Annotated in this window: 9 protein-coding genes; 7 read left to right on the top strand and 2 right to left on the bottom strand. The window is 70.4% G+C overall.

Features of this window, described 5'->3' with window-relative positions; all coding sequences use genetic code 11:
• Positions 1-124 precede the first annotated feature (124 nt).
• The gene (locus tag A6A06_RS13125) at positions 125-4,885 is read left to right on the top strand and encodes an RHS repeat-associated core domain-containing protein (protein WP_199930852.1); all 4,761 of its coding nucleotides are present in this window, start codon (positions 125-127) and stop codon (positions 4,883-4,885) included.
• A gap of 5 nt (positions 4,886-4,890) precedes the next feature.
• Positions 4,891-5,385, top strand: a complete 495-nt coding sequence (locus tag A6A06_RS13130; RefSeq protein ID WP_073762121.1) for a hypothetical protein — start codon at positions 4,891-4,893, stop codon at positions 5,383-5,385.
• 87 nt (positions 5,386-5,472) lie between these two features.
• Here the strand turns inward: A6A06_RS13130 and A6A06_RS13135 are convergent, their stop codons facing one another.
• Positions 5,473-6,537 (bottom strand): mechanosensitive ion channel family protein, encoded by a 1,065-nt coding sequence (locus tag A6A06_RS13135; RefSeq protein ID WP_073761384.1) that lies wholly within the window; start codon positions 6,535-6,537, stop codon positions 5,473-5,475.
• A 277-nt stretch (positions 6,538-6,814) separates the two neighbouring features.
• Here A6A06_RS13135 and A6A06_RS13140 point away from each other — a divergent pair, with 277 nt between their 5' ends.
• The 3 genes from A6A06_RS13140 (at position 6,815) to A6A06_RS13150 (ending at position 9,640) form a co-directional block, all read left to right on the top strand.
• The gene (locus A6A06_RS13140) at positions 6,815-7,351 is read left to right on the top strand and encodes an HNH endonuclease (RefSeq protein WP_073761385.1); all 537 of its coding nucleotides are present in this window, start codon (positions 6,815-6,817) and stop codon (positions 7,349-7,351) included.
• Between the two features lie 591 nt (positions 7,352-7,942).
• Entirely contained in the window at positions 7,943-8,578 is a 636-nt protein-coding gene (locus A6A06_RS13145; protein WP_199930853.1) for a hypothetical protein, read from the top strand.
• Positions 8,579-8,617: 39 nt separating this feature from the next.
• A complete protein-coding gene (locus tag A6A06_RS13150) occupies positions 8,618-9,640 on the top strand; it encodes a hypothetical protein (RefSeq protein ID WP_073761387.1) in 1,023 nt (340 codons plus the stop codon).
• Between the two features lie 328 nt (positions 9,641-9,968).
• On the opposite strand, the gene A6A06_RS13160 is transcribed toward A6A06_RS13150, so the two are convergent.
• Positions 9,969-13,193, bottom strand: a complete 3,225-nt coding sequence (locus tag A6A06_RS13160) for a beta-N-acetylglucosaminidase domain-containing protein (RefSeq protein WP_199930911.1) — start codon at positions 13,191-13,193, stop codon at positions 9,969-9,971.
• 756 nt (positions 13,194-13,949) lie between these two features.
• Between A6A06_RS13160 and A6A06_RS13165 the strand changes: the two genes are divergently transcribed.
• Together A6A06_RS13165 and malQ are read left to right on the top strand one after the other, a co-directional pair.
• On the top strand, positions 13,950-14,252 hold the full coding sequence (locus A6A06_RS13165; protein WP_073761389.1) for a hypothetical protein: 303 nt from the start codon (positions 13,950-13,952) through the stop codon (positions 14,250-14,252).
• Positions 14,252-16,642: a 4-alpha-glucanotransferase gene (gene malQ, locus A6A06_RS13170; RefSeq protein WP_073761390.1), complete on the top strand. Its 2,391-nt coding sequence runs from the start codon at positions 14,252-14,254 to the stop codon at positions 16,640-16,642. Before A6A06_RS13165 ends, malQ begins: the two co-directional genes overlap by 1 nt.
• Positions 16,643-16,688 lie beyond the last annotated feature (46 nt).

A 16,688-nucleotide genomic window follows, 5' to 3' on the forward strand; every position in this document is an offset into this window, starting at 1 on the left:
ACGACGGTGGATCTGCCGAAGATGTCGGCTCATTCTCCCCTTGAAGAACCGTTTACGCAGGTGGCAGCGTCCTCCGGACCGTTACCAGCGTGAACGGATGTGCTCAACGGGGGGCGTGTTCTGCATGGGTGTCGTACTGCCGGGATGGGCCGACGAGGTCCTCGACATCATCGGGGTGTCGTGGCCGAACGTCGACGAGGACGACTACCGCGAGATGGCGACGGCCATGCGGGAGTTCTCCGGGGACATCGAGAACGGCGCGGGCCAGGCCCACGAGGCGGTCGAGGCGCTGGTCTCCTCGTCCGGCGGCGGCCAGGCCGCGGAGGCGCTGAACGCCCACTGGAGCAAGATCAACGGCACCCATCTGACCAAACTCGCCCAGTGCGGCGAACTGGCCGCCACCGCCCTGGACGGCGTCGCCGTCCTCATCGAGGGCGCCAAGCTCGGCGCGATCGTCCAGCTCGGCATCCTGGCCGCCGAGGTCATCGCCGCCCAGGCCGCCGCCCCCTTCACCTTCGGCCTGTCCGAACTCGGCGCCCTCGGCGCGACCCAGGCCACCCGCGTCATCGTCAGACGCCTCTTCAAGGAGGCCTGCCAGCAGGTCGCCGAACAGGTCGTCAGCATCGCCCTGACCCCCGTCGAGGAGGCGCTGGGAGCGATGGTGGGCGACCTCGTCGTCCAGCTCGGCGCCAACGCGCTGGGCGTCAAGGACGGCGTCGACCTGGGCCGGACCGCCAAAGCCGGCAAGGAGGGCTTCAGCCAGGGCGTCCAGGGCGCCAAGGACTCCGCCGGCAGCTCGATGCAACTCCTGAGCGCGGGCGGCGGTCCCGGCTCCGGCAGCGGCGGCTTCACCTTCGACCACGACGCCCACGACAAGGCCGTCACCGGCCTGCAGAGCGCCGGCGGCCACTTCCGCAACACCGCCGGCGGCAAGATCGGCCGAGCCAAGTCCCACCACGGCCGCACCCGCGGCAAGGACCCCATCGCCGACGCCGCCAACACGATGCTCGACAAGGTCATCGACGGCATAGAGGACGCGGTCAAGAAGTCCGCCAAACACCTCGACGACAACATGACCCGCGGCGTCCGGACCATGGCCAAGAACCACCGGGAGAACGATCAGAAACTTTCCAGCCACTTCTCCGGCCTCGGCAAGGGAGGGAAGAAGGACCCGAAGGCTCCTGATACCTCCCTCGCTTCCGCCGGAAAGGGCACCGGGAACGGCCACCCGGGCAAGCGCGACGGGTCACTCGCCGGTCTCGGCAAGGGCGGGCAGTCCTCGCACGGGAACATCGGCTGCCATACCGCCGGCGACCCCGTGGACGTGGTTTCCGGCCAGATGATCACCAACAGTCGTGATCTGGTGCTCCCCGGACTTCTGCCACTGATGCTGCGCAGGGCGTACGCGTCCGGTTACGCGGGCGGGCGGCTGTACGGCCCGGGCTGGTCCTCCACCCTCGACCAGCGCGTCGAGATCGGCAGCACGGGCATCCACTACGCCGGCGACGACGCGCAAGTCCTGCACTACCCCTTCCCGGCCCGTGCGGGCGAGCAGGTCTTCCCCGAACAGGGGGCCCGCTGGCCGCTGACCTGGGACCAGCACACGGACACCATTCGCATCGAGGACCCGGACCGAGGGTGGACCCGGAGCTTCGCTCCGTCGGGCACGGTCACCGGCCCGTCTCGCACCACCCGTGCCATCACCGGGCTGACGGACCGTAACGACCACCACATCTCCTTCGTCCGGGACGAGGAAGGAAACCCCACCGAAGTCCTTCACAGCGGCGGGTACCGGGTCGTCGTCGACACGACGCACACTGCCGTGGGCCCGCGCATCAAGGGACTGCGGCTGCTGGACGGAAGCAGTTCCGGCCAGGGCATACCGGTCGTCGCCTACGAATACTCCGAGGACGGCAAACTGGCCGGTGTCGTCGACTCGACCGGTCTGCCGTACGAGTACGAGTACGACGACGCGGACCGGATCGTCGCATGCCTCGACCGTAACGGTCGTGCCTACTCCTACGAGTACGACGACAGCGGCCGCGTGGTCCGTGGCACCGGAGAGGGAGGAGAACTCTCCGCCGGTTTCCGCTACGACTCCGTCCGCCGGGTGACCACCGTGACGGACAGTCTCGGTCACCCGACGGAGTACCACTACAACGAAGAGCAGCGCGTGACGACCACGGTCGACCCGCTCGGGCACACCACGCACACCGAGTACGACTCTCTCGGCCGCGTCGTCTCCCGCACCGACGAGGCAGGCCGGACGGTGCGGTTCGATCTGGACGCGAACGGCGACCCGGTCCGCATCACCGAACCCGACGGCGGCGTCGTCGAACTCGACTACACCACGCTGCGCCGGCTGGCTGCCGTCAGACGTGATGACACGGTGCTGTGCGCGTTCACCTACGACGCCCGCGGAAACCTGCTGAGCACGGCCGATGCGGCCGGAGCCCGAACGGTCCGGCAGTACGACGGCCATGGCCGCCTGACCTCGATCACCGACCCGCTCGGCCGGACGCAACACGTCACGGCCAACGCCGCCGGGCTGGTCACCGCAGTGACCGACGCGATGGGAAACGTGACGCGGGCCGATCACGACGCCTTCGGCCGTGTCACCGCCCTCACCGGCCCGCTGGGCACCACCACCCGCCTTGAGTACCGAACCGAGGGAGAGGTCACCCGGCGTATCCACCCGGACGGGGCGGTGGAGGAGTGGCGCCACGACGCGGAAGGCAACCTCGTCGAACACCGCGACCGGGCAGGGGCGGTGTCGCGGTTCGAGATCGGTTCCTTCGGGCAGGTCACCAGCCGGACCCTGCCCGACGGAGAAGTACACCACTTCACCTACGACACCGAGCTGAGGCTCCTGTCGGTCACCACTCATGGCGCCGCGTGGCAGTACCGCTACGACGCCGCCGGACACCTGGTCGGCGAGACCGACTTCAACGGTCACAGCCTCACGTACCGGCTCGATGGAGCCGACCAATTGCTGGAAACCACCGACGCGTCCGGCCGAAGCTCCACGTACACCTACGACGAACTCGGTCAGCTGACAGCGCACCGCGGCCCCGACGGCACGACCACCGTCCTGACGTACGACGAGCACGGCCTGCCGAAGACCATTGAGGACGAGAACAGCCGTATCGAGTACGTCCGTGACGCCGCAGGGCGCGTCCTCAGCGAGAGCACCGACGGTCGCACGACTCGGTACACACTCGACGCGCTGGGCCGCTGCACCAGCCGCACCACGCCCACCGGGCTGGTCTCCACGTGGACCTACGACGACAACGACCAGCCGGTCGGCCTCGCCAATCCGGCGGGCCGCCTGGCCTTTGCCCGTGACGCGGCCGGCCGGGAGACCACTCGCCTCATCGGCGATGGCGCGGCGCTGACACAGACCTGGGACGACTGCGACCGGCTCACCGCACAGTCCGTCTGGTCCGTCGGCCGGACAACCGCCGGGAACGGCGAGTACACCAGCGTGCAGGAGAGGGCCTACAGGTACCGGGCCGACAGCATGCCGACGACCGTGACCGACAAGCTGCGCGGCCGACAGGATTTCGAACTGACTCCGGCCGGCCGTGTCACGCGTGTCAGCGCGCCGTCCTGGAGCGAGCAATACGCCTACGATCCGCTGGGCAACATCACCCGCGCCCACGACACCCGCGCACCCGAGAGCAGCACCGCTGGGGAACGTATCCACTCCGGCACGCTCCTGCTCTCAGCCGGCCGCACGTCCTACGAGTACGACGACAGGGGCCGTCTTGCGCGAAGGCGGGTCCGCACCCTGTCCGGGAAGCGCCGGGAGTGGCACTACACCTGGAACGGTCAGGACCAGCTTGTCCGGATCGACACCCCCGACCGCGGCTCGTGGACGTACAGCTACGACCCGCTGGGACGGCGTACGGGCAAGCGGCGGGTAACGGATGGGGCCGACGGTACCGCGGGTGCTGAAGAGCACGTGTTCGCGTGGGAGGGCACTCGGCTGATCGAGCAGTGCCGCTCCCGGGCCGACGGCAGGACGCACGCTCTGACCTGGGACTGGGAACCCGGCACGTGGAACGCCGTCGCCCAGACCGAGCGCACTTGGCACCCGGGCCGGCCGCCGGAGGAGCACACGACCGGTGAGTCCTTCTGCGCCATCGTCACCGACCTGGCGGACAAACCCGCTGAACTGGTCTCCGTTGACGGGCGGATCATCTGGGCCGACCACTCCGGCCTGTGGGGCGACTACCTGCCCGGAGCCACCGGCAGGCGACGGACCTGTCCGCTGGGACGGCCCGGTCAGTATCACGACGACGAATCGGGTCTTGAATACAACTGTTTCCGCTATTACGACCCGTCCACCGGCCGGTACATCAGCTCCGACCCGCTCGGCCTGGACGGCGGCCCGAACCCCCACTCCTACGTCCCTAATCCGTTGTTCTGGATCGATCCGCTGGGTCTGACGAAAAGGCAGCCCGTCGGATGGGGCGGTTCTTATTACGACATGCGGCCGAGCAACTGGACCGACGGCAGTGATAACAACCGCTATGAACGCAACCATGTCCCCGCGAAAGCCACTTACAAGGGGATCGGTAACACTCCTCTTCCTGAACAGCACGGGCCGGCGGTCCGTATGCATTACGATGATCATCGAGACTTCGTCAGTACGGGTTCGGGCCCTCGCGCCGTGAAGTGGCGCGCCGATCAAAAGGCATTGATTGCGCAGGGCAAGATCGACGAGGCCATGAAGATGGACATCGACGAGATCCGGCGTAAGCACGGAAGCAAGTACGATGCCGCCATCAAGGAGATGGTCGACAGTCTTCCGCACAACAAGCACTTTCAGAAATATTTGTCGGACAACGGGTGGAAAGTCAGAACGTGTCTCCTACAATGACGGACATGGACATCGAACTGAACCCCCCTCGGGGCATCACGGGCTTCCCGTTCGGCATGACGACCGAGGCGGTCAAGGCGGCGGCTGCGGAGTTCGGCCGGGTCAAGGTCCAGGATGAGGGATCCGCCGACGATGTCCGCTATATGAAGGTCACCGCCCTGCACGAGCAGTTCGAGATCGTCTTTCACTGCGAGGACGGCGCGACCCTCACATCGGCGGAAGTGTGGATCCCGCGTCCCGGCTCCGAGGAAATCACTGTTCATTTCCGAGGTGTCGACGTCTTCCGTACGCCTGCCCGGAAACTGCTGGAGCGTCTGGAGGAAATGGGGCTCACCGTTCTGGACGAGACGCTCTATGCGTATGTTCCCCAGCTCTCTCTGGGCTTTACGCGCGTTGCCGGTCATGAGGTTCCGCTGGACAGCGACGGTGAGCCGTTGTACTTCCAGGCAGTGCTCGCCGGACCGACCGGCTATTACGACTTCATGCTGCCCGAGGCCTGAGGCTAGGGAAGAAAACCGCAACCCCTTTCATGCGACACCGCCCCGAACCGGAAAGCCGGTTCGGGGCGGTGGCATCGGGCGGTCCGGCTACTTTCCCAAATTGGGCGGCGGTATCGGCGTGGTGGCCAGTGACTGGGGTGATGTGGGGCTGGCCAGGGCTGACGGGGCCGCTACTGCGGCTGTCGGGTCGGGGGTGGCGGGATCGTCGGAGGAGAGGGGGCGGGGGGCCAGGGTGATGCCTGCGGTGTCGAGGGCCTTCTTTATGCGCCAGCGGAGTTCGCGTTCTATGCCGGGGGCCTTGCCGGGCATGGTCTTGGCGGAGACGCTGATGGTGACGGAGTCCAGGTGGACCTCGCTCAGGCCGAGGACCTCGACTGCCTCCCAGAGCTGTTCGTTCCAGGGTTCGGCCTTGGACATCTCCTCGCCGGTCGTCGTGATGATCTCGCGGGCGCGGTCCAGGTCCTGGTCCGGGGCGATCATGACGTCGACGGCGGCGGTGGACCAGCCCTGGCTGAGGTTGCCGATGCGTTTGACCTCGCCGTTGCGGATGTACCAGATGGCGCCGTTGGGGCCGCGCAGCTTGGTGACGCGCAGGCCGACCTCGACGACGGTGCCGGTGGCCACGCCCGCGTCGATCTCGTCGCCGACGCCGTACTGGTCCTCCAGGATCATGAAGACGCCGGAGAGGAAGTCCGTGACGAGGTTGCGGGCGCCGAAGCCGATGGCGACGCCCGCGACGCCGGCGCTGGCGAGCAGCGGGGCCAGGTTGATCTTGAGGACGGACAGCACCGTCAGGGCGGCGGTGCCCATGATGACGAAGGACGCGACGCTGCGCAGGACCGAGCCGATGGCCTCGGAGCGCTGGCGCCGGCGTTCGGCGTTGACCAGGAGCCCGCCCAGCGCGGTGCCTTGGGCGGCCGTCACGGTGCGGTTCATCCGCTCTATGAGCTTGGTGATGGTGCGCCGGATCACATGCCGCAGGATCACCGCTATCACGATGATGAGCGTGATCTGCAGGCCGGACGTGAGCCACGTCGCCCAGTTCTCCTCCACCCATCCGGCGGCGTTGGTGGCCTTCTCCGTGGCGTCGTCGAGCGACGCCCGGCGGTAAGCGCCGGGCGGCGTGGCGGCTGGGGAAGCGGACCAGAACACAGCAGGAACCTCCGTGTGGGACAGCAGACCCGGGTCGGGACTTACCGTGCCCCGGGCAGACCAACCACACTAACGGGGCAACGGAGGCGGTCCGCGCCGGTGTTCGAGAGTGACCGGATCAATTACGGGTCTGTTTGGGGGGAAGTAAAGGCGTGTGGTCGAAAACACCTCGGACCCGTTACCCGGTGATGGTGGCGCTCCGACCAGGCACCGGGGGACACTGTGGAGAGATCGTCCCGGCGCGAGCCACGCGCCGCCGGCGTACAAGGAGGCACCCGTGCCGCATGTCCTGGTCCTCAACGCGTCGTACGAGCCGCTCGGCGTCGTACCGCTCCGCCGCGCGCTCATCCTCGTCCTCAACGAAAAGGCCGTGAGCCTTGAGGAGTCCGGCGCCCTGATGCACAGTGCGACCCGTGTGATGCCCGCCCCGAGTGTGGTCCGCCTCAAGCGGTTCGTGCGGGTGCCTTTTCGCGGTCCCGTCCCGTTGACCCGCCGTGCCCTCTTCGCCCGGGACGGCGGGCGGTGCATGTACTGCGGTGGCGTCGCAACCAGCGTCGACCACGTCGTTCCGCGCAGCCGTGGCGGGCAGCACACTTGGGAGAACGTCGTCGCCGCGTGCCGCCGCTGCAACCACGTCAAGGCCGACCGGCATGTCGCCGAGATCGGCTGGCGGTTGCGGCATCAGCCCGCGCCGCCGTCGGGCCTGGCCTGGCGGATCATCGGCACCGGGCATAGGGACCCCCAATGGCTGCCATATCTGCAGCCGTACGGGGCGGATGACGCGCTGGCCCGGATCGATGCCGTATCGGCATAGGTCCGGGTTTTTTGGTTGCCATGCGGGACCGATCGCTTCGTGCGGGACCGATCGCTCCGTCCGTCCGTACGACCCGGCCCGCCTCCCTCTGAGGGTGGCGGGCCGGGTCCGTGGGGTGGGTCTGCTTACGGTGCACGCTCGTGCGTGAAGGTGCTTCCGGTGATGTCGTCGAACTGTGTCCGGATTATTCGCCGCACTGTTCATTCCGCTTCGGAAGTCATCTCTGTCGGTTCGGTTTCTTCGTATCCGTGGGATGACGTGCACGTACAGGTGGGCGCAGGTATGTGCAAAATTCACGGAAGCAGTTTACTGATCTCGGCGTAGCGGGAATCACTTGTCCAAGTGTCGACAGTTGCAGCCAAGCGTCGACGGCCCGTGTCATACTCGTAAAAGCTCGCCTGGTCTTGGGGGGTCTTTCGAAACGGACTGTTTTGTTCGAGCACAGGGGGAAGGCTGGGGCTCATGAGGATGGTAGGTATACGGGAATTACGAGGTGCACAGCTCGAAGAATGTTTCCGACGGCGTGAGCTGGTCGGAATAAAAAGCAGCAGGGTGCTTATCGGGGTCATCATACCCGTGTCCGTATCCTGGGTGGAGCATGTGATCGACCGTAACTGGTCCCGACTGCGGCAGAGCGTGATCGAAGGAGAGGCCGAGCTGGCCGGTGACGCGCCGTCCGTTCTGCTGGATGAATTGCTGGACCAGTCGAACGCTGCCGACCTGGCATCGGGCCCGCAGCCCGATGCCGTGTACGACGAGCGAGCCGGCAAAGGGGGTGCGGAGATGACTCTCGGGGTACCGGTGGCCGCTCTCGGGCGTCAGATCGACAGAATGGCGCGAGCCGCCGGGGCGCTGGGCCGTGTCGCGGGCGACGCCACCGGCCTGACCCGCGCGCGCACTGCGGAGCAGTCGGCAGAGCGGTCGGCACCGGACCCACTCGACGGCCCCGGAGTCACGCAGCCGGTGCGTACGGTACGGATCGGCGACCTCTCGGGGCGGCTGATCGAAGAGGCGGGGGAGGCGGGCCGGACGCTGGTGCTGACCCACGACCGTGCCGTGATCGGCATCGTCGTACCCGTCACGCGGCAATTAGTGGAATTCCTCATCGAGCAGAATATGTCGCGCGTGCTCTACAACATCGACCTCGGTGAGAAAGACGTCGAGCAGGGAGAACCTTTCACGACGCTCGAAGAGGTGATGAGCGCGAGAGGGCGGCCGGGGACGTAAGGGGACCGGCGCGCTGCCTGCACCGGGGGGGGAGAAGGCATGTCGGACCCGGCTGCGGCACCATCGGCTGGAAGTGCGGGGGCGAGCGCGTTCGCGGCCGCCACCCAGTCCCTGCGGACCACGGCCCGGTGGCTGCTCACAGCGGCCGCCGGTGTCGCGGCGGCGCTGGTGGCGGGCCTTCAGCTGACCAGCATCGGCTCGCTGGGCGCCGATCAGTGGCCCCGGCTGCTCGTCGCGGTCGGCGGTGTGGCCGCTGCGCTGGCCGCCACGAGCTATGTGATCCTGCGCGCCGCGCAGCTGCTGACCGACGAGTGGGTCACGCTGTCGCAGCTGGAGTGGGAGAACATCGAGCGGCGCTTCCTGCGCCACCCCAGCCGGCGGGACCGGCGGCGGCACGAGTCCCTCCGCAAGCTCTACGAGGACCTGCCGACGTACGGCGACGAGCTGTACGGGCACCTCGCCGCGGACGTCCCGGACCTCTACAACCAGCTGCGCGACGCCAACCGGGCCGCGCGGCTGACACCCACCGCGCCCGTTTCGCCACGGGCCACCGCCCTGCACGAGGCCGCGGGGGCTGTGACGAGCTACGCCAACTACTACCTGGTGCGCGACGCGTTCATCATGCTGCGGCGGCAGCTGGCGGTGGCCGGGGCGGTGCTGGTCGCGGGGGTGTTGGTGTTCGCCTATGCCGCCAATCCGCCGAAGCCCGAGGCGAAAACCGGTGCGAAAACCGGTGCGAAGGGCGCAACGGTGGAAACGCTGTCCCCGCACGTCCCGCGGCGGGGCGTCGCCCTGCCCTTCGCCCCGGATATTGCGCCGGATATTGCGGATGACGCCGGTTGTGACGCTGTGGTGTCAGGGAGTTCTGTTATGAAATCCCGACTCGGGTGTCAGGATGTCGGCCACGAAAATGGCGGGATGCTTTATGCGTCGGCCGTACTGGCGGCGCAGTGTGGCGCACTCCCGGTCGTTGAGGAACTTGTGTACTGCCACATATCCGTTGAAGCTCAGCGGAGTCGCGCTGTACTCGGCGTCCGGAGCGACCTTGGCCACGCTTTGTGAATTTGGACCGTTGTGGAGCTCGGCGGCCAGCGCGTCACCGAGCCCCTTCCGGTCGGCTTCGGTCCGCAGACCGAGCAAGACCCGGCGTGCGGCCGGGCCAAGAACCACTTCGTACCTTGTGGTCATCCCCCATCACCCCATGAAGAGAGTCCGCGGCAGCGGATAGTGCATCATAACCGGGGTGGCGCGATTCTCGTGTTCCTCGCTCCCGGCCCGGACATGACTATTTCTACGTATCCGGTTGCGGTAGAGGAAAGGGAATTCCTCGGGGTCCGTGAGCCGGGAGTTCTCGGGGGCGCGCGGTGATCGGGGAGCGAGGGGTGGGCGGCTACGGCCGGGCTGGAGTTCGCGCTCCGCCGGCCGGTGGAGCGTCTCCGGAAGGACGCGCGTCCTCGGGCCGGGTCCGGTCTTTCGGCCCGCTGCCGCTGCCGCTGCCGCTGCCGCTGCCGCTGCCGCTGCCGCTGCCGCTGCCGCTGTCCGGCGCCGGCGGGGACGTTTTGTCCGAGTCCTTCACCGCGTAGGCCTCCACGCCCCACAGCGAGTAGCCGAAGCGGGTCGCGCGTTTGTCGCCCTGGATGCGGATGAAGCGGGCGTCCTTCGCGTCCATGCGGACGGATTCGCGGCCGCCCTTGCCGTCGCGGACGGTGGCCGCCGTGCGCCAGGTGACGCCGTCCGTGGAGACCCGGACCGTGTAGGCGGCGGCGTAGGCGTCCTGCCAGTTCAGGACGAGGCGGCCCAGGCGGGCGGGCTGCGGCAGTTCGAACTGGAGCCAGGCGTCGTCCTCGGCGGGAGAGGACCAGCGGGTCTTCGGGTCGCCGTCGGTTGCGGCGGTGGCCGGGAACTCGGAGGTCTCGTCGCCGGAGGACGTGGCCGCGGCGCCGCGGGCCAGGTCGGGCCCCGCGGTGGGCGGGTAGGTCCGGACGGTCAGCGTCTGCTTCTGGTCGCCGTAGGTGACCGGGATCTCGTACGTGCCGGACTTGGCGTCGTGCGGGACCGTCACCTGGATACGGGCGGTGGCCGTGCCGCCGCGCGGGGCGGTGACGTGCTCCGGCGCCCGTACGGTGAAGCCCTTGGGCGCCTTGGCCGTGAGCTTGCCCTCCACGTCGGCGGGGCGGCGGGAGAAGATGCGGGCGTCCACGGAGAAGGTGCCGCCGGTGTCGGCGTCGATCCGGTCGCGGGAGAGTTCCAGGCCCGCCGCCGGGGTGTCGGCGAACCACGGGGTGAAGGAGTGCACGGACGGCGCGGCGGCCCCTTCCTTCCAGGACAGCCGGATTCCGTCGGCCTTCAGGCCGCGCGCCTCGGTCTGCGTCCAGCCGGTGCCGGAGAGGCCGCCGAGGCGGCGCCAGCCCTCGCCGGGGACGTGCGCCTCCACGGAGACACCGGCCGCGGACGGGCTCGGCTCGGTGAGCGAGGTGACCGCGGTCAGCGGGCGGGGGCGGCCGAAGGGGACGGCCAGGGAGGTGGGGTGACCGCCCTCGTCCGGCGGCGGGGCGGTGTCGGAGCGGTCGGAGCGGGCACCGGTCCACGCGTCGGACTCGGTCATCGCGCGGTCGAGGAAGGGCCCCAGAACGCCCTTTCCGACCGTCACTGAACTCTTTTTGATTTTCTTGCGCAGGTCCTGGACGGCGCGCTGCGCGGTCCAGGCGGCGGAGCCGTCCCCGCGGGCCTGTGCCACCAGCATGTCCACGGCACGCTCGCCGGCCGAACCGTAGCGCGCCAACTGGCGGGCCCAGGGACGTACTTCCTCGGCGAGGCCGGAGGAGATCCGTTCCGGCGCGCCGCTCATCGTGTGGAAGGCGGCACGCAGCCGGGCGGCGGCCTTGGTGTAGCGCTCGTCGTCGCCCCGGTCGTCGCTGTTGGTGGCGTCGGCGCGAGTCTTCCAGAACGCCTCGATCAGCGGCTTGAGGTACGCGGATTCGTCGGTGCCGAGGACCGAGGAGGCGTCGTTGCCGGCCAGGGCGTGCAGGGCGGCCCGGGTGGTGGCGTCACCGTCGGCGAGGTCGTCGATGGCGGCCTGCCAGGAGGCGCCGGGCCGGTAGCCGCGCGGGTTCCAGGCGTAGTCGGCGGCCGTGAACAGCGCGATGCGGGACGCGGTGGGCTGCGCCATGGCGTTGGCCAGCAGCGCGCTGGAGCCGGTGGCGACGGCGGGTTCGCGGCCGGTGTAGGGGCCGAGGAAGATACGGTCCTGCGCGTAGTCGTTGACCGGATAGTTGTCCATCGTGACCATCCGGTGGCCGAACACGTCACGGGCCTGGGCCAGTTCGCTGCCGGTGATGGTACGGGGGACGACGCCGACGCCGGTCCAGGCGACCTCGACCCGGTCGGACAGCGCGGCCGCGAGCGCCTCGCGGTAGGCGGTCGAGCCGTCCTGGTAGTACTCGGTGGGCATGAGCGTGAGCGGCGCCGCCCCGGGATACCGCCCGGCGAGGTGCTCGGCGAGCGCGTCCGCCACCTTGGCGTGCGCCTTCGCGGCGGCTTCCGGGCCGGACCCGAAGGTGTCGGCGTCCGCGTCGCAGTGCCACTCGCTGTAGCTGATGTCCTGGAACTGGAGCTGGAAGGCGCGCACGCCCAGCGCCCACATCGCGTCCACCTTGCGGCGCAGCGCCTTCAGGTCGTCCTCGGAGGACATGCACATGGCCTGGCCGGGGGAGACGGCCCAGCCCAGCGTCACGTGGTTGGCGCGGGCCCGTTCGGCCAGCGCGCGGAAGTCGTCGCGCTGCTCCGCCGGGTAGGGGTCACGCCACCGGAACTGGCGGTACGGGTCGTCGCCGGGGGCGTAGAGGTAGCGGTTCTGCTTCGTACGGCCCATGAAATCCAGTTGGGCCAGGCGCTGCTGACGGGTCCAGGGCTGGCCGAAGAAGCCCTCGGCCATGCCGCGTACGGCGGTGCCGGGCCAGTCCCGTACGACCACCGGGGCCAGCTCCTTGCCGCCGCTGCCGCCGCGGTCCTTGGCGCGCTCCACGACGAGCTGGCGCAGGGTCTGTACGGCGTGGAAGAGGCCGTCCGGGCCGACGCCGTCCAGGGCGACCGTGTCCCGGCCCGCGGCCTCGCCGACCGCGAGGCGGTAGCCGCCGGAGGGCAGGTCCCCGCGGGCGGGGGCGCGCAGGGCCCGCAGCGCGGCATCGGCGTCCGGCCCGCCGAAGCGGAACACCGGGCCCTTGCCGGGCAGCGCCTTCCCCGGGGCGGCCTCGTGGACCGTGCCGACCCCGGCGTCGCGCAGCAGGGCGTACAGCGCGTCCAGGGCGTACGGATCGGAGTCCGGCGCTGCGACGACCGTCGCCTCGTCGCCCAGCGGTACGGACGCGCCGGCCGACCGCATCGACTGCGGACGCGGCCACACGGCGGGCGGCTGCCCGGCGGAGACGGCCCGGCCGGTGCCGCCGCTGCCGCCGTCCTGACCAGGGAGATCGGGAGTGCCGACAGCCGGGTCGAAGGGGGCCGCGTGGGCGGGGGCGGTGCCCCCGAGCAGCCCGCCGATGACGGCGGCGGCGAGGGCGGTGGCCCCGGCGACCCGCGCACGGGCCCCGGCCCGCGCGGCGCCGAAGCGGCCGATGCTGCCGGTGCCGATGCTGGTGGGGGCGCTCAGGTGGGCGTCGGTGGCTCCGGGCCGGTGGAGCCCGTCGTTCCCGGCCCCGCCCGGGGATTCCTCGGCCCCGCCCGGGGGCGCCCCGGTCCTGCCTGGTCGCGCGCCGCCGTTGCCGGTTCCGCCGCTCCCGGCTCCGCCGGTCCCCTCGCCCTGCCTGCCGATCCTTCCGGCGTCCCGAACGCCGCTCCGGACTCGCACGCTCTCTCCTCAGTCCCCGTATTCCTACTCACCCGGTGGACCGGTGCCGCACCGGTCCACCCAGCCCGGCCGCTCCGCGGTCGCGCGCCCCTGAGCCGACTGCCGCGGCGGGGCCTCGTACCCCGTGGAACCCCGCCGGACAAGCCTTCGGCAGTGAGCCCACCACTGTGGCGGTGAGAGTGTCAACGCCAGGAGGCGAAGTGCCTGGTTTGCCCTGTGCGACCGGCGTGTCGCGGCGTGTTCCGAGGGTCGGCCGAGGGAGTGGGACCGGGGATGGGCCCGGGGGTGGGCCCGGGATCGGGGCGGGGCCGTTGCAGGAGCAATCCGACTCTCCGCGGCACTGAAGGATCTTCTCCGGAACACCCGTACGGGGGGCATCCCTGCGCCGTCACCCGTCCGCCACCGGTAAATCGCCTGCACGAGGGATGTGTGACCTGGGCCACGTTGATTGAATGGATACGTCTGCGCCCGCCCGGAGTGGGTAGGGCAGGTCGTGTCCCACTACCGACGAACGGGAGGCCCTCCGTGGCCGCGTCCGCTCAGCTTCTCCTCGACGCACTGTCGTCCGCCCCCGAGTACCCGGCAGAGCGCGTCAAACCCTCCGAGCCGGAAAAACCCGTCGAGCCGGATCTGTTCGACGGGGTGTCCGACCCCGACTCCGGCCTGGACGGATCCGGCTCCCTCTGCTTCTGCGAACCGCCCCTGACCAGCGAGCCCCCGCTCGCCGACGCCGCCCCGCTCACGAGTGAGTCCCCGATCGCCGCCGAGCTGCCGCTGACCAGCGAGCCCACCGCGGCCGGCCTGGGCACGGAGTCCATGGAGGTCTGATGGGCCGACCGCGGCTCGCCGGTCTGCACGGTGTGTGCACGTCCTATGAGCCCGCACCGGGACGCACCGAACACGTCGGTGACGACACCGTCGTCGCCGTTCTCGCCGCGCTCGGCGTCGACGCCTCGACTCCGCACGCCGTACGCGCCGCTCTGGAGGCGTACGACCACGGCGCGGGCCGTGCCCTGCTTCCGCCCACCGTCGTGGTGCGCCCTGGCCGCCCCCCGAAGCTGTCCCGACTGCCCGCGGGCACCGCCCTGCGGGTGGAGACCGAGTCGGGCGAGGTGCTCGACTGGGGGCCGGACCCCGGAGGCCGCGCCGGGTACGCGTACGAGCCCCCTGCCCGGGACCCGGGCCGCGACGACACCCGGACACCGCGCCGAAGCCGCGACGGAACCCTCGGCCGTACCCCGGATCACGCCACGCTCAAGAGGGCCGCGTCGAAGAGGACGGACCGGAACCCGGCGGACGAGGACCCGGACAAGAACCCGGACCCGCCCCGGACCCCCGCCGGAGCACGCGGCGGCCATGCCGGAGGGCCGAGAGGCCGCACCGGAGGACCGGGAGCCCGCACCGGAGGTCCCGGAGGACCGGGAGCCCGCACCGGAGGTCCGGAGGGCCGCACCGGAGGACCGGGCGACTACGTGGGCCGCCTCCCCCTCGGCATCCACACCCTGCGCGCCCACACGCCCGACGGCCGCTCCGCCCGCGCCCACCTGATCGTCGCCCCCGACCGGATGCCCGCGCCGCCCGCCCGCGCCCACGGCTTCATGGTGCAGCTCTACTCCCTGCTCTCCGGCCGCTCCTGGGGCATGGGGGACCTGGGCGACCTCGCCGACCTGGCAGCCTGGTCCGGACGCGCGCTCGGCACCGGCTTCGTACAGATCAATCCGCTGCACGCCGCCGTACCGGGAGCGCCCACCGACCCCTCGCCGTACCGCCCCTCCTCGCGCCGCTTCCCCGACCCCGTCCATCTGCGGATCGAGGACATCCCCGAGTTCGGCTACCTCGAAGGCCCCGCCCGCCGCCGGATCGACGCGCTGCTCGTACGGGCCCGGAAGCTGCGCGAAGCGGTGCTCCGCAAGGGAGCGCTGATCGACCGGGACGCCGTGTGGGAGCTGAAGAAGGAAGCGCTGGAACTGCTCTGGAAGGTGCCGCTCAGCCCCGGCCGGCGCGCCGCCTACTGCGACTTCCTCGCCGAGCAGGGCACGAGCCTGGAGGACCACGCCACCTGGTGCGCACTGGCCGAGCGCTACGGGTCCGACTGGCGCGGCTGGCCGTCCGGCCTGGACGACCCGCGCTCGGCCCGTACGGCACGGATGCGCGGCAGCCTGCTGGACCGCATCGACTTCCACAGCCGGCTCGCGTGGTTCACCGACCAGCAGCTCGCCGCCGCCCAGCGCGCCGCCGTCGAGGCCGGGATGGGCGTCGGGCTGGTGCACGATCTGGCCGTCGGCGTCCACCCCTCAGGCTCCGACACCTGGGCCCAGCAGGACGCCTTCGCGGCCGGCATGTCCGTCGGCGCGCCACCCGACGCCTTCAACTCGCGCGGCCAGGACTGGGGACTGCCGCCCTGGCGGCCGGACGCGCTGGCCGCTCAGGGCTACGCCCCGTACCGCGGCCTGCTGCGCGGCATGCTGCGGCACGCGGGTGCGCTGCGCATCGACCACGTCATGGGCCTGTTCCGGCTGTGGTGGGTGCCGGAGGGGCGGCCGCCGACGGAGGGCACGTACGTGCGGTACGACGCCGAGGCGATGCTCTCCGTCCTGGCCCTGGAGGCGCACCGCGCGGGCGCCGCCGTCATCGGCGAGGACCTGGGGACGGTCGAGCCGGTGGTCCGTACGGAACTGGCCGAACGGGGCGTGCTCGGCACCTCCGTGCTGTGGTTCGAACGCGACTACACGAAGAAGCCGGCCCGGCCGCTGCCGCCCGGGGACTGGCGCGCCGGCTGCCTGGCCACGGTCACCACCCACGACCTGCCCAGTACGGCGGCCCGGCTGACCGGGCAGCACGCCGAACTCCGCCACGGCCTCGGACTGCTGGACCGCTCACTCCAGGAGGAGCAGGCGGCGGAGGCGGTCGAGGTCGGTGAGTGGCTGGAGGTGCTGCACCGGCTGGGGCTGCTGCCGGAGGGGCGGGGAAACGAGGAAGCGGCGGTCAAGGCGCTGCACCGCTACCTGTTGCGCACGCCCGCCCGCATGGTCGGTGTGTGGCTGCCGGACGCGGTGGGGGACCGGCGCCCGCAGAACCTCCCCGGAACATGGGACGAATACCCCAACTGGCGGCTGCCGATCACCGGCCCTGCGGGGCGCCCGCTGTCCTTGGAGGAGATCGCCGCGTCGCCCCGGCTCCATGCGCTGATGAGCGAACTGCGCACGTCGCGGCGGTAGTCGGGCCGGGAGGAAGTGGGGTGACCGGTGGCCCGTACCGGCCTTC

The organism is Streptomyces sp. CB02923 (genome assembly GCF_001905005.1).
Classification (GTDB): Bacteria; Actinomycetota; Actinomycetes; order Streptomycetales; family Streptomycetaceae; genus Streptomyces.